Consider the following 12,296-nt stretch of genomic DNA (forward strand, 5'->3'; position numbering starts at 1 on the left):
GGCCCGCGTATGCTGGGTAGAGGGTGATCCAGACCGTGCCGCCGCAAATGTCGGCTGCAACGTTGCCCGTAACAGTTACGAGGCACGCGTTTCATGACCCCCTCCACCACACTTTCCGCCGACTCTCCGGCGCGCCCGCAGCCGCGGGTCCGGCAGCCGAACGCCGTCGTCCTGAGCTACTCGGAGCTGCTCAAGCGCGTCAAGGCCGAAGGCCTGCTGGAACGCCGCACCGGGTTCTACCTCACGGTGTTCTCGGTCTTGGCCCTGCTGATGACCGCCACCTGGTTCGGCTTCGCGCTGATTGGTGACAGCTGGTTCCAGCTGCTCATCGCCGCGGCCCTGGGCATTCTCTGCACCCAGCTGAGCTTCCTGGCCCACGAGGCCGGGCACCGGCAGATCTTCGCCTCGCGCCGCGCCAACGACTGGGCCGCGCGGCTGCTCGCCACCTCCGTGGCCGGCATCAGCTACTCCTGGTGGGAGCAGAAGCACGGCGCGCACCACAACCACCCCAACGTCATTTCCAAGGACCCGGACATCGCCACCGGCGCGATTGCGTTCTTCCCGGAAGCCGCCGCCACCCGGCAGGGCCGCTTCTCCTTCCTGACCCGCAAGCAGGGCTGGTTCTTCTTCCCGCTGCTGTTCCTGGTGGGCCTGGGACTGCAGATCGACTCGATCAGGTTCATCGTCCGGCGCGCCAAGGTCACGCACCGCTGGGTGGAGCTCCCCATCCTCGCGGCGCGCCTGGGCCTGTTGCCGGTCCTCGCCTTCACGTTCCTGCCGCTGGGCATGGCGTTCGCCTTCATCGGCGTGCAGCTCGCCGTGTTCGGCTTCTACATGGGCGCCTCCTTCGCGCCGAACCACAAGGGCATGCCGGTGCTGCCGGCGGACAGCCGGGTGGACTTCTTCAGCCGCCAGGTCCTGACCTCCCGGAACATCTCCGGCGGCCGCTTTATGGACATCCTGCTCGGCGGCCTCAACCGCCAGGCCGAGCACCACCTCTTCCCGGACATGGCGCGCCCGCAGCTGGACAAGGCCGCCGTGATCGTCCGCGAGTTCTGCGCCACGCACCAGGTCCCGTACACGGAAACCACGCTGCTGCAGTCCTACGGCATCATCGTGCGCTACCTCAACGACGTCGGCCTGGCCGCCGGCCGGCACTTCGAATGCCCGATGGCCACCGTTACCCGCCGTTACTAGCCTCCTGCCGGGCATGCTTCGCCCGGCGCGGCGGGGTCCCTAGGATGGTCTCAGGGCGCCGATGACCCAGAGCGCCGCACTTCACAAGGAGACACATGACGCACGCAATTGTGGCCCGGCAGTCCGGCGGACCCGAAGTCCTCGAACTGGCAGAAGTTGACCGTCCCATTCCGGGCCCCGGCCAGCTGCTGATCAAGGTCGCCGCCGTCGGCGTGAACTTCATCGACACCTACAAGCGCAGCGGCGTGTACAAGGTGCAGTACCCCTTCACCCCCGGTTCCGAGGCCTCCGGAACCGTGGAGGAAACCGGCGACGGCGTGACCGGCTTCTCCGCCGGGGACCGGGTGGCGACGGCCGAGGGCGTCAACTGCTACGCCGGGTACGCCCTCGTGGACGCGGACAAGGCGCTGCCGGTGCCGCGAGGCGTCGACGACTTCACCGCGGCCGCCCTCCCCCTGCAGGGCATCACCGCGCACTACCTGATCAACTCCTCCTTCAAGGTCGAACCCGGCCACACCGTGCTGCTGCACGCCGGCGCCGGCGGCGTCGGGCTGCTGCTGATCCAGCTGCTCAAGGCCCGGGGCGCGCACGTCATCACCACGGTTTCCACCGATGAGAAGGAAGCGCTGGCCCGCGAGGCCGGCGCCGACCACGTGCTGCGCTACGAGGGTTTCGCCGCGAAGGTGCGCGAACTGACCGGCGGCGCGGGCGCCCACGTGGTCTACGACGGCGTCGGGAAGGACACCTTCGACGGATCCCTGGCCGCCCTCCGGATCCGCGGCACGCTGGTGCTGTTCGGCGCGGCGTCCGGTCCGGTGCCGCCGTTCGACCCGCAGCGGCTCAACGCCGGCGGCTCGCTGTACCTGACCCGGCCGACCATCACGCATTTCCTCCAGGACGCGCAGGAGCGACGCTGGCGTTCCGACGAGCTTTTCGCCGCCGTGGCGGACGGCAGCCTCAAGGTCCGGATCGGCGCCCGCTACGACCTTGCCGACGCCGCCGCGGCCCACACCGACCTGGAGCAGCGCCGCACCACCGGCAAGGTCATCCTGGTCCCGTAAGCCCGCACGGGAGCGACGCCGAATTCTCCCGTTCACCTGTCCCGAGGAGAATCACGCTGTGATTGAGCAGCCACCGCCGGCCGGCGGCACTCCCCCGGCCCGTCCCGCCTACCAGCCGCAGCTGCAGGGCGCTTCCGCTGCGCCGCCGGAACGGACCCTGATCGATGTCCTGCAGGAGACGGCCAGCCGCTTCCCGGACGCCTCGGCACTCGACGACGGCCACCGTTCGCTCAGTTACGCCCAGCTGATGGACGAGGTCCGGGCCGCCGCGCGGAAGCTGCACCTGGCCGGGCTCGGCGCCGGCGACAAGGTCGGCGTCCGGATCCCCTCGGGCACCAATGAGCTCTATGTCTCGATCCTGGCCGTGATGTTCGTGGGTGCGGCCTACGTTCCGGTGGACGCGGACGACCCCGACGAGCGGGCCAAGCTGGTGTTCGGCGAGGCCGGGGTCTCCGGGATCCTGCGCGCCGGCGGCACCATCGTCGCGGATACCAGCCGCCCCCGGCCGTTCCCGGCCGCCAGGCAGCCGGTCCCCGGCGACGACGCCTGGGTCATCTTCACCTCCGGATCCACCGGCACGCCCAAGGGCGTCGCGGTGCGGCACAGTTCCGCTGCCGCGTTTGTCGACGCCGAGGCGCGGATCTTCCTGCAGGCCGAGCCGGTGGGCCCCCAGGACCGGGTGCTGGCGGGACTCTCGGTGGCTTTCGATGCCTCCTGCGAGGAAATGTGGCTTGCGTGGCGGCACGGGGCCTGCCTGGTTCCGGCGCCGCGGGCCCTGGTCCGGACCGGCATGGACCTGGGCCCCTGGCTCATCAACCACGGCATCACGGTGGTCTCCACCGTGCCCACCCTTGCGGCGCTGTGGCCGGTCGAGTCGCTGGAGAGCGTCCGGCTGCTGATATTCGGCGGCGAGGCCTGCCCGCCCGAGCTGGCCGAACGCCTCGCCGTGGACGGGCGCGAGGTCTGGAACACCTACGGGCCCACGGAGGCCACGGTCGTTGCCTGCGCCGCGCCGCTGGGCGGGCCCGGGCCGGTCAGGATCGGGCTGCCGCTGGACGGCTGGGACCTCGCCGTCGTCGGCTCCGACGGGGTGCCGGTCGCCGAGGGGGAAATCGGCGAACTGATCATCGGCGGCGTCGGGCTGGCCCGCTACCTCGATCCAGCCAAGGACGCGGAAAAGTACGCCCCGCTGCCGGCCCTGGGCTGGTCCCGCGCCTACCGCTCCGGCGACCTGGTCCGCTACGAACGGGAGGGCCTGCTCTTCGTCGGCCGCGCCGACGAACAGGTCAAACTCGGCGGCCGCCGGATCGAACTCGGCGAGATCGACGCCGCGCTCCAGGCCCTGCCCGGCGTCGCCGGCGCGGCCGCGGCGGTCCGCACGACGGCGGCCGGCAACCAGGTCCTGGTCGGTTACCTCTCCCCGGCGGACGGCCGGGAGCTGGACCTGGCGGCGGCGAGGGAAGCGCTCGCCACCAGTCTGCCCGCCCCGCTGATTCCGTTGCTCACCGTGGTGGACGCCCTGCCGACCAAAACCAGCGGCAAGGTGGACCGGCACGCCCTGCCGTGGCCGCTGGCCGGCGCGGGCGCCGCGGACGCCGCGGCGGCGCCGTTGAACCTGCCCGATGACGCCCGTTGGATCGTTGAGCAGTGGAGTGCCGTGCTGGGCGGGACCGTCGCGGACCTGGACGCCGACTTCTTCGCCTTCGGCGGCGGCTCGCTGGCAGCGGCCCAGCTCGTCTCGGCGCTGCGGGTCCGCTACCCGACGATTACGGTGGCGGACATCTATGCCACACCCAGGGTCGGTGCCTTGATCGATGCGGCCCGCCAGTCCCTGCCGGAGGGCGGGGCCGCCGCGGCCGGCGAGCGGTCCGTGCGTCCCACCTCCCGCCGTGCCCAGTGGGCGCAGACGCTGCTGGGTGTGCCGCTGCACATCCTCGTCGGCATGCGCTGGCTGACCTACCTGATGGCGGCCAACAACCTGCTGGCGTCGCTGGCAGGTTTCACCGCCGCGCCGACCGTGTCCTGGTGGTGGGTGGGTGCGTCCTGGCTGGTGTTCGTGAGCCCGGCGGGGCGGATGGCGATCTCGGTCGCGGCGGCCCGGCTGCTCCTGCGCAACGTTGTCCCGGGAAGCTACCCCCGCTCGGGCGCGGTGCATCTGCGCCTGTGGCTGGCCGAGCAGATCCAGGACCTGGCCGGCGCCATCAGCCTGGCCAGCGCGCCGTGGGTTCCCTACTATGCCCGGGCCCTTGGCGCCACGATCGGCAGCAACGTCCAGCTCCACTCGCTGCCGCCGGTCACCGGGATGCTGTCGCTGGGCACCGGCTGCAACATCGAGCCCGAGGTCGATCTGTCCGGCTGGTGGATCGACGGCGACTCGGTGCACATCGGCGCGATCCGCATCGGCGCCGGAGCCGTCGTCGGGGCCCGCAGCACCCTCATGCCCGGGGCGAGCATCGGCGCCGGCGCGCAGGTGGAACCCGGCTCCGCCGTCCTGGGCCGGGTCAAGGCCGGCCACCTGGTGGCCGGGTCCCCGGCGGAGCGCCGCGGCAAGGCGAAACAAGGCTGGCCGGACAGCCCGCCGGAGCACCGCCTGATCGGCCGGCTGTGGTTTGTCGGCTTCGCCTCCGCCTCGGCCGTGCTGGCCCTGATCCCCTACCTGTCCGCCGCGGCGGCCGCGCTCGTCATGTTCGCCTTCATCCAGGGCCGCGATTCGCTGTCCGCGGCGCTGCCGCAACTGGCCCTCTCGCTCCCGCTGGCCGCCCTCGCGTGGTTCGGCGCCAACCTGGTGCTGGTCCTCGCCACCACCCGGCTCCTCGGAATCGGACTGCGCGCCGGCTACTACCGGGTGCGCAGCCGGATCGGCTGGCAGGTCTGGGCGACGGAACGGGTCCTCGACCTGGCCCGGGACCTGCTCTTCCCGGTCTACGCCAGCCTCTTCACCCCGGTCTGGCTGCGGCTGCTCGGCGCCCGGGTCGGCCGGAACGTGGAGGCGTCCACCGTGCTGCTGATCCCGAAGATGACGACCGTGGGCGAGGGCGCGTTCCTGGCCGATGACACCCTGATCGCGTCGTACGAACTCGGCGGCGGCTGGATGCGGATCGCGCCGGCCAAGGTGGGCAAACGCTCCTTCCTCGGCAACTCCGGCATGACGGCGGCCGGGCGGAACGTGCCCAAGAATTCCCTGGTGGCGGTGCTCTCCGCGACCCCGGCCAAGGCGAAGTCCGGCACCTCCTGGCTGGGCAGCCCGCCGGTGCGGCTGCGCCGGACCGCCATCGCCTCCGATGACACCCGTACCTTCCAGCCGCCGGCGCGGCTCAAGCTGGCCCGTGCCCTGTGGGAGCTCTGCCGCTTCGTCCCGGTGGTGCTCACGGTCGCCGTCGCGGCGGGCGTGCTCGTGGCCTTGGACTGGCTCGCCGGCACCTTCAACTACGCCGTCGCGGCGCTGCTGGGCGGCGTGGTGGTCCTGCTGGCCGGCGCGGCCGCCGCCGGCAGCGCCGTCGTCGCCAAGTGGCTGCTCGTGGGGCGGATCCGCGCCGGCGAGCACCCGCTCTGGAGCTCCTTCATCTGGCGGAACGAGGTGGTGGACACCTTCATCGAGATGGTCAGCGCCCCCTGGTTCGCGCGGGCCGCGTCCGGCACCCCGGCGCTGGTGTGGTGGCTGCGGGCGCTCGGCGCCAAGATCGGGGCCGGAACGTGGTGTGAAAGCTACTGGCTCCCCGAGGCGGACCTCGTCACCCTGGGCCGGAGCGCGACGGTCAACCGCGGCTGCGTGGTCCAGACCCACCTGTTCCACGACAGGGTCATGAGCATCGACACTGTTACGCTCGACGACGGGGCCACGATTGGCCCGCACGGGGTCATCCTGCCGCGCGCCCGGATCGGCACCGGAGGCACGGTCGGACCGGCGTCCCTCGTCATGAGGGGGGAAACCGTGCCGGCCGCCACCTACTGGATGGGGAATCCGGTCAGCCCGTGGGGCGGCCCGGACGTCCCGGCCCCCAAGCCGAAGTAGGCCCGCCCGTGACGGCCACGCCAGAAGCACCACGCCCACCGCAACCACTGAAGGCATGTTTATGAGTCCAACCGCTTCAGCCGCCGAGGAATTTCCCGCCGAACTGCCTCCCGAACTGCCCGCCGACGCCCCCGACCCGTACATGCCCGGCCACGGCACCGAGGTCTACCGGGTGACGCGTTACGAGCTGGAGCTCGACTACCGGATCAACAGCAACCACCTCGCCGGCCGGGCAACGCTGCACGCCGTCGCGCGGCGCCAGAGCTCGGCCATCCTCCTGGACCTGACCGGGCTCCGGGCCACGAAGGTGCTGATGCCGGGCCGGAAAGTCCGCAAGTTCAGCCAGCGGGCCGAACGCCTCGTGGTGGTGCCGGACACGGCGCTGCTGCCCGGCGACGAATTCACCCTGGACATCCGCTACGACGGCAATCCCGCCCCGCGCCGCGGGCTCTGGGGCGAGGTCGGCTGGGAGGAGCTCAGCGACGGTGTCCTGGTGGCCGGCCAGCCCAACGGGGCGGCGTCGTGGTTCCCCTGCAACGACCACCCGCGGGACAAGGCCAGCTACCGGATCGCGATCACCACCGATGCGAACTACCGCGCCGTCTGCAATGGGGTGCTGGTCTCCCACCAGGCCCGGTCCAGCCGCGAAACCTGGGTCTACGAGCAGTCCGAGCCGATGGCGAGCTACCTCGCCACGGTCCAGATCGGGCGGTACGAACTGCTCCCCCTCAACCCTGACCGGCCCGCAGGGGACGTCCCCCAGCTGGCCGCCGTGCCGGCGGAGCTGTCCGCCCAGGCCCGCGCCGGGCTCGCCCGCCAGCCGGAGATGATGCGCACCTTCACCAGCTGCTTTGGGCCCTACCCGTTCGCCGGCTACACCGTGGTGGTGACCGAGGACGCCCTGGAGATCCCGCTGGAGGCCCAGTCGCTGTCCATCTTCGGCCGCAACCACCTGGAGCAGGACTGGGAATCGCAGCGGCTGATCGCCCACGAGCTGTCCCACCAGTGGTTCGGGAACTCGCTGACGGCTGCCTCGTGGAGGGACATCTGGCTGCACGAGGGCTTCGCCTGCTACGCCGAGTGGATCTGGTCCGAGGAGGCCCGCGTCATGACCGTGGCCGACCGGGCGCGGGCGGCCTGGCGGAGGCTCAACGGGGAGGACCAGGACCTGCTGGTCGGCGACCCGGGGCCGGAGCTGATGTTCGATGACCGCGTCTACAAACGCGGCGCCCTCGCCCTGCACGCGGTCCGGCTCCGGTGCGGCGACCTCGCCTTCTTCGCGCTGCTGCACGACTGGGCCGGGACCCACCGGCACGGCTCGGTCACGACGGAGGACTTCATCCTGGCAGCGCGCCGGGTCACCGGGATCGACGCCGAGGCCGTGCTCCACCCCTGGCTCTATGAAGAGGCGCTGCCGCCGCTGCCGGCCGGCTGAGCCGCGGCACGACCAGTCCGCCTGCGGAAGTCAGGCCAGGGCGACGGCGGCAGCAAAGTGCGCGGGCAGCCCGGACTCGGCGGGCGGCAGGTCCCGGATGCCGGGGTGCTCCAGCACCTCCACGGTGTCCGGAGCGGTCCGCAGCCCGGTGCCGCTCTGCTTGAGCCAGGCCTCCTTGCGCGCCCAGAACCTCGCGCGCCCGGCCAGGAGTTCGGCGCCGGCCAGGCCGTGCAGGGCCGCCCGTTCCGCCGGGCCGAGCACCAGTGCGTCGAATCCGGCAAAGTCCGTGCCCGCAGGGTCCTGCACGTCGACGCCGAGCCGGAGTCCCGGTGCAGGATCCGGCACCGCAGCCATTAGGACCCAGCCCGCGCTCCGTGAGAGGCTCAGCAGCAGCGGCACCGGTTCACCGCGCAGCGTGTAGCCGGGCCGGCCGTGCGCACTTCCGGGCCCGCACAGCGGACAGTCGTGGGCGGCCGTGAGGTCCGCCGCCGGCACCCCCAGCAGCTCCGCCGCGAAGCGCCGCAGCGCCAGCCGGCCGGCCACGAAGGCCTGGCGCGGCCGGGGTTCCATGCCCCGGGCGCGGCCGAGTTCGACGTCGTCCAGCAGCTCACGCGCTGCCGCTTCCAGCAGCTCGTCGCCGGTGCCCGCCGCCGGCCCGGGGGCCCCGGGGACGCGGAAGGGCGGGACCGACCGCACTACCAGCTGCGACAAACGTCCCGCCCTCCTGTCAGTCCCGTCCGGGTAGCCCTCCGGGCGTTAGCGCTGGACCGCGCCGAACCGCTCGTGGGCGGCCGCGACCGCGCTGTCCCGCGCCGCCGAGGCCTCCTCTGCGGTCAGTGTTCGGTCCTCGGCGCGGAAGCGCAGGTTGAACGCGAGGGACTTTTTGCCCTCTTCGATGCCCTTGCCGGCGTAGACGTCGAACAAGGTGACGTCCTCGAGCAGCTCCCCCGCGCCTTCGCGCAGGGCGGCCAGCACCTCGTCCGCGGCAACCTCGGCCGCCACCACAAGGGCGACGTCCTGGGTGGCTACCGGGAAGCTGGAGATGTGCCGGGCAACGATCACGTCGGCGGCGGCCTCGAACAGGGCGTCGGCGTTCAGTTCCAGCGCCACCGAGCGGGCCGGCATGTCGTGTGCCGCGAGCAGCTTCGGGTGCAGTTCGCCGGCGTAGCCCAGGACCTCGCCGCTGCGGAGCGCCAGCTGGGCGGCCCGTCCCGGGTGGAAGGCCTGGTGCTGGCCCTGGCTGACGACGAGCTCGACGCCGAGGACGTCGCCGACGAGCCGGGCGATGTCCAGCGCGTCGGCCCAGTCCCACGCCCGGGGCTCGTGCGCCGGCGCTGCCGGGGAATCGTGGCCGGTCAACACCGCGGCGAGGTACAGCGGCTGGTCGGGGACGCCGTCGTACAGGCCGTCCAGTACCTCGTCGGAGGGCTTGGCGCCCAGCGGCGGGATGGAGGCGGTGCCCAGCGTGTCCCCGGGCAGGAACACGAGCCCGGTTTCGAACAGCGCGAGGTCGCGGAAGCCGCGGGAGTGGTTGCGCTTGGCGACCTCGATCAGGCCCGGCAGGATGGAGGTCCGCAGGTAGCCGTGCTCTTCGCTGATCGGGTTCGCCAGCTTGAGCGCCTTGCGCTCCGTGCCGGCCCCGGGAGTCCCGAAGGTGTCGTTGGCGGCCTTGGAGACGAACGGGTAGGCCAGCACCTCGGTGAGGCCGGCGTCGGCCAGCGCCTGGACGAGTCGGCGGCGCTGCTGCTGGACGCGGGTCAGGCCGCGGCCCGGCGGTGCTACCGGCAAGGTGGCGGGGATCTTGTCGTAGCCGACCAGCCGGGCGATCTCCTCGGAGAGGTCCTCCTTGGTTTCCAGGTCGGTGCGCCAGCTCGGGGCCGTGACCGCGTAGCCGGCGCCGGTCTTCTCGACGACGGCGCCCAGGTCCTGCAGCGAGGTCAGGATCTGCTCCTCGGTGAAGTCGATGCCGATCCGCTCCGCGGCGAAGGCCGCGGGCAGCTCGACGGTGACAGCGTCCGGCGCGGTGCCGACGTCGGTCCCGGCCTCGTCCGCGGTGCCGCCGGCGAGCTCAACGAGGAGGTCGACGGCGCGCTGGGCGGCCACGTGCGCGACGTGCCAGTCCACACCGCGTTCGAAGCGCTTGGACGCCTCCGAGGGCAGCTTGTGGCGGCGGCGCGAACGGGCAATCGAGACTTCCTCGAAGTGCGCGGCTTCAATCAGGATGGTCGACGTCGCATCGCTGACCTCGGTGGCGGCGCCACCCATGACCCCGGCGACGCCGATCGGGCCGGAGCCGTCGGTGATCAGGAGGTCCTCGGCGTCGAGCGCGCGGTCCTTGCCGTCCAGGGTCTTGAGCTTCTCGCCGGCGACGGCGCGGCGGACCACGATTTCGCCGGAGAGCTTGTCCTGGTCGTAGAAGTGCAGCGGCTGGCCGAGTTCGAGCATGACGTAGTTGGAGATGTCCACCGGCAGCGAGATGGACCGGATGCCGGCGAGCCGGAGCCGGGCGCTCATCCACGGCGGGGTCGGCTTCGTGGCGTCGACGCCGCGGACGGTGCGGGCCACAAAGCGGTCGCAGCCGGGCTTGCCGTAGATCGGGGCGTCGTCGTTGAGCTTCACGCCGTAGCCGCCGGTGAGGTGTGCGGGTGCGTGCACCTTGGACGCCGGGTCGGTGAAGGGCGTCCCGGTGGCGTGGGCGTACTCCCGGGCCACGCCGCGGATCGAGAACGCGTAGCCGCGGTCCGGGGTGACGTTTATTTCGGCGGCCTGGTCGTAGAGGCCCAGGAGCTCCATGGCGTCGGTGCCGATTTCCGGGTCCAGCCCGATCCGGGAGAGCACCAGGATGCCGTCGTGGTCCTCGCCGATGCCGAGCTCGCGCACGGAAGCGATCATGCCGGCGGAAAGGTGCCCGTAGGTCTTCCGGGCGGAAATACGGAAGTCGCCCGGCAGCACGGCGCCGGGGAGGGTGACCACCACCTTGTCGCCCTCCACGAAGTTGTGGGCGCCGCAGATGATGCCCTGGACGCCGGAGGGGTCGATGCCCTCGCCCGTCAGAGTCTGCTCCTGGCCTTCGGGGACCACGCGGACCTGGCACCAGTTGATGGTCTTGCCGTTGGTCTGGGGTTCCTTGACGATGCTCAGGACCTGGCCCACCACCACGGGGCCCTGCAGGGCGTCCGTGGGGCGGTGGACCGCTTCTTCTTCAAAGCCGACCCTAACGAGGTCCGCCATCACGTCTTCGGCGCTCGCTCCGGCCGGTACGGCTGCGAATTCACGCAGCCAGGAAAGTGGGATACGCACTGTTAGATCTCCATCCCGAAGTGCTCGCTGAAACGTACATCGCCTTCGATCATGTCGCGCATGTCGCCTACCTCGTTGCGGAACATGAGGGTGCGTTCGATGCCCATGCCGAAGGCAAAACCTGAATAAATGTCCGGATCGATGCCGGCGGCGCGGAGCACGTTGGGGTTGACCATGCCGCAGCCGCCCCACTCGATCCAGCGCGGGCCGCCCTTGGCGCCCGGGTGCCAGATGTCCAGCTCCGCGGACGGCTCGGTGAACGGGAAGTAGTTGGGACGCAGCCGGATCTGGGCCTCGTCGCCGAACATCTGCCGGGCGAAGTGCTCCAGGGTGCCGCGCAGGTCCGCCATGCTCAGCTTCTTGTCGATCGCCAGGCCCTCGAACTGGTGGAACACCGGGGTGTGCGTGGCGTCGAGTTCGTCGGTGCGGAAGACCTTGCCCGGGCACAGCACGTAGATCGGGACGTCGCGTTCGAGCATGGAGCGGACCTGCACCGGGGAGGTGTGGGTACGCATCAGCAGGTGCGCCTCGGGCGGCTCCACAAAGAAGGTGTCCTGCATTTCGCGGGCCGGGTGGTCCGGCTTGAAGTTCAGCGCATCGAAGTTGAACCACTCGGACTCGACCTCGGGACCCTCGGCGATTTCCCAGCCCATGCCCACGAAGATGTCCGCGACGCGGTCCTGCAGGGTGGAGAGGGGGTGGCGGGCACCGGCACGACGGCGGCGCGGGGCGGCGGTGACGTCCACCGTCTCCTCGACCAGGATGCGGGCGTCGTTCTCCGCCTCGAGCTCGGCGGTGCGGTCCGCGAGCGCCTTGTTGACGCGTCCGCGGGAGGCGCCCATCAGCTTGCCGGCTGCAGCCTTCTGGTCCTTGGGCAGGCCGCCGATTTCCCGGTTGGCGAGGCTCAGCGCGGATTTTTCCCCGGTGTGGGCGAGCCGAACGGCCTTGAGTTCATCGAGCGTCGAGGCCGCGGCAATGGCGGCGACGGCCTGGTCTACGGCGGCGGTAATGGCGGCTTCATCCAGAGGGTTCGGGACGGCGGCGCCCGGCAAAGTTTCAGTCATCTACTGTTCTTAGCTACGAGTCGGTTCATGCCAACGCAGCCAGGACTTCAACAGGAGCAGGGACCAGTGCGTTGACAAAGGGCAGGGCTCGCCAAAAATCGCTCCGGCGGGCACTTCCCTTCAGTCTAGTTGAACGGGCTTAGGTGCCCGAACGTGACGGGACGGCGCCCGCCGGCAGCGTCGGCGGGCGCCGTGCCGGCGGTCCCGCGCGACGCCCGGCGTCGTCT

General features: G+C 71.3%; 7 protein-coding genes. 4 read left to right on the forward strand and 3 right to left on the reverse strand.

Features of this window, described 5'->3' with window-relative positions:
* Window positions 1–93: 93 nt before the first annotated feature.
* From E7Y32_RS15610 to E7Y32_RS15625, 4 genes are all read left to right on the forward strand, one after another.
* Window positions 94–1,197 (forward strand): acyl-CoA desaturase, encoded by a 1,104-nt coding sequence (locus E7Y32_RS15610; RefSeq protein WP_146337918.1) that lies wholly within the window; start codon window positions 94–96, stop codon window positions 1,195–1,197.
* A gap of 95 nt (window positions 1,198–1,292) precedes the next feature.
* Window positions 1,293–2,258 (forward strand): quinone oxidoreductase, encoded by a 966-nt coding sequence (locus E7Y32_RS15615; protein WP_146337919.1) that lies wholly within the window; start codon window positions 1,293–1,295, stop codon window positions 2,256–2,258.
* Window positions 2,259–2,316: 58 nt separating this feature from the next.
* Window positions 2,317–6,270, forward strand: a complete 3,954-nt coding sequence (locus tag E7Y32_RS15620; protein ID WP_261382479.1) for a Pls/PosA family non-ribosomal peptide synthetase — start codon at window positions 2,317–2,319, stop codon at window positions 6,268–6,270.
* A gap of 61 nt (window positions 6,271–6,331) precedes the next feature.
* Window positions 6,332–7,705 (forward strand): M1 family metallopeptidase, encoded by a 1,374-nt coding sequence (locus E7Y32_RS15625; RefSeq protein ID WP_146337920.1) that lies wholly within the window; start codon window positions 6,332–6,334, stop codon window positions 7,703–7,705.
* A 30-nt stretch (window positions 7,706–7,735) separates the two neighbouring features.
* On the opposite strand, the gene E7Y32_RS15630 is transcribed toward E7Y32_RS15625, so the two are convergent.
* The 3 genes from E7Y32_RS15630 to pheS are packed head-to-tail and all read right to left on the reverse strand — an operon-like array spanning window position 7,736 to window position 12,069.
* On the reverse strand, window positions 7,736–8,416 hold the full coding sequence (locus E7Y32_RS15630; protein ID WP_146337921.1) for a 4'-phosphopantetheinyl transferase superfamily protein: 681 nt from the start codon (window positions 8,414–8,416) through the stop codon (window positions 7,736–7,738).
* Window positions 8,417–8,461: 45 nt separating this feature from the next.
* Window positions 8,462–11,005 carry a phenylalanine--tRNA ligase subunit beta gene (pheT, locus tag E7Y32_RS15635; protein WP_146337922.1) on the reverse strand — a complete coding sequence of 848 codons (2,544 nt, stop codon included), beginning with the start codon at window positions 11,003–11,005 and terminating at the stop codon, window positions 8,462–8,464.
* Window positions 11,006–11,007: 2 nt separating this feature from the next.
* Complete coding sequence (pheS, locus tag E7Y32_RS15640; RefSeq protein WP_146337923.1) at window positions 11,008–12,069, reverse strand: phenylalanine--tRNA ligase subunit alpha; 1,062 nt, start codon at window positions 12,067–12,069, stop codon at window positions 11,008–11,010.
* Window positions 12,070–12,296: the final 227 nt, after the last annotated feature.

It is taken from the genome of Arthrobacter sp. UKPF54-2 (assembly GCF_007858535.1).
Classification (GTDB): Bacteria; Actinomycetota; Actinomycetes; order Actinomycetales; family Micrococcaceae; genus Arthrobacter.

Excerpts from the sequence above, each read along its gene's own strand:
- E7Y32_RS15610 (WP_146337918.1), top strand. The coding sequence starts at position 94 with ATGACCCCCTCCACCACACTTTCCGCCGACTCTCCGGCGCGCCCGCAG.
- E7Y32_RS15615 (WP_146337919.1), top strand. The coding sequence starts at position 1,293 with ATGACGCACGCAATTGTGGCCCGGCAGTCCGGCGGACCCGAAGTCCTC.
- E7Y32_RS15625 (WP_146337920.1), top strand. The coding sequence starts at position 6,332 with ATGAGTCCAACCGCTTCAGCCGCCGAGGAATTTCCCGCCGAACTGCCT.
- pheS (WP_146337923.1), bottom strand. The coding sequence starts at position 12,069 with ATGACTGAAACTTTGCCGGGCGCCGCCGTCCCGAACCCTCTGGATGAA.